The organism is Lentilactobacillus kefiri (assembly GCF_007989105.1).
Lineage (GTDB): Bacteria > Bacillota > Bacilli > Lactobacillales > Lactobacillaceae > Lentilactobacillus > Lentilactobacillus kefiri.
On record NZ_BJVK01000084.1, the window covers coordinates 1 to 1,714 of the forward strand.

Consider the following 1,714-nt stretch of genomic DNA (forward strand, 5'->3'; position numbering starts at 1 on the left):
ACCTCTCAAAACTAAACAAAACTTTCGACAATGTGCAGGATTCCGTTTTTCCTTAGAAAGGAGGTGATCCAGCCGCAGGTTCTCCTACGGCTACCTTGTTACGACTTCACCCTAATCATCTGTCCCACCTTAGACGGCTGGTCCCCGAAGGTTACCTCACCGGCTTTGGGTGTTACAAACTCTCATGGTGTGACGGGCGGTGTGTACAAGGCCCGGGAACGTATTCACCGTGGCATGCTGATCCACGATTACTAGCGATTCCAACTTCATGCAGGCGAGTTGCAGCCTGCAATCCGAACTGAGAACGGCTTTAAGAGATTAGCTTGACCTCGCGGTTTCGCGACTCGTTGTACCGTCCATTGTAGCACGTGTGTAGCCCAGGTCATAAGGGGCATGATGATTTGACGTCATCCCCACCTTCCTCCGGTTTGTCACCGGCAGTCTTGCTAGAGTGCCCAACTGAATGCTGGCAACTAACAATAAGGGTTGCGCTCGTTGCGGGACTTAACCCAACATCTCACGACACGAGCTGACGACAACCATGCACCACCTGTCATTCTGTCCCCGAAGGGAACGCCTAATCTCTTAGGTTGGCAGAAGATGTCAAGACCTGGTAAGGTTCTTCGCGTAGCATCGAATTAAACCACATGCTCCACCGCTTGTGCGGGCCCCCGTCAATTCCTTTGAGTTTCAACCTTGCGGTCGTACTCCCCAGGCGGAGTGCTTAATGCGTTAGCTGCAGCACTGAAGGGCGGAAACCCTCCAACACTTAGCACTCATCGTTTACGGCATGGACTACCAGGGTATCTAATCCTGTTCGCTACCCATGCTTTCGAGCCTCAGCGTCAGTTACAGACCAGACAGCCGCCTTCGCCACTGGTGTTCTTCCATATATCTACGCATTTCACCGCTACACATGGAGTTCCACTGTCCTCTTCTGCACTCAAGTCTCCTGGTTTCCGATGCACTTCTCCGGTTAAGCCGAAGGCTTTCACATCAGACCTAAGAAACCGCCTGCGCTCGCTTTACGCCCAATAAATCCGGACAACGCTTGCCACCTACGTATTACCGCGGCTGCTGGCACGTAGTTAGCCGTGGCTTTCTGGTTGGATACCGTCAAGATGTCAACAGTTACTCTGACACCTGTTCTTCTCCAACAACAGAGTTTTACGAGCCGAAACCCTTCATCACTCACGCGGCGTTGCTCCATCAGACTTTCGTCCATTGTGGAAGATTCCCTACTGCTGCCTCCCGTAGGAGTTTGGGCCGTGTCTCAGTCCCAATGTGGCCGATTACCCTCTCAGGTCGGCTACGTATCATTGCCTTGGTAGGCCATTACCTTACCAACAAGCTAATACGCCGCGGGTCCATCCTAAAGTGATAGCCGAAGCCATCTTTTAAACCAAAACCATGTGGTTTTGGTTGTTATACGGTATTAGCACCTGTTTCCAAGTGTTATCCCCTACTTCAAGGGCAGGTTACCCACGTGTTACTCACCAGTTCGCCACTCGTTTCGTGTTAAATCATTTAAATGCAAGCACCTAAAATCAATAACGGAAACGCGTTCGACTTGCATGTATTAGGCACGCCGCCAGCGTTCGTCCTGAGCCAGGATCAAACTCTCATCTTAAAATGTTTTAAAATGATAAGCCTGTTATAGCTCATGATTTAAATTTATTATTTGTTATTACGAATTGACTTCGCAAATGTTTGG

At 50.0% G+C, this 1,714-nt stretch carries 1 rRNA gene; it reads right to left on the bottom strand.

Annotated features, from left to right (window positions below):
• Positions 1-56: 56 nt before the first annotated feature.
• Positions 57-1,630 (bottom strand): 16S ribosomal RNA (locus tag LKE01_RS11735).
• Positions 1,631-1,714: the final 84 nt, after the last annotated feature.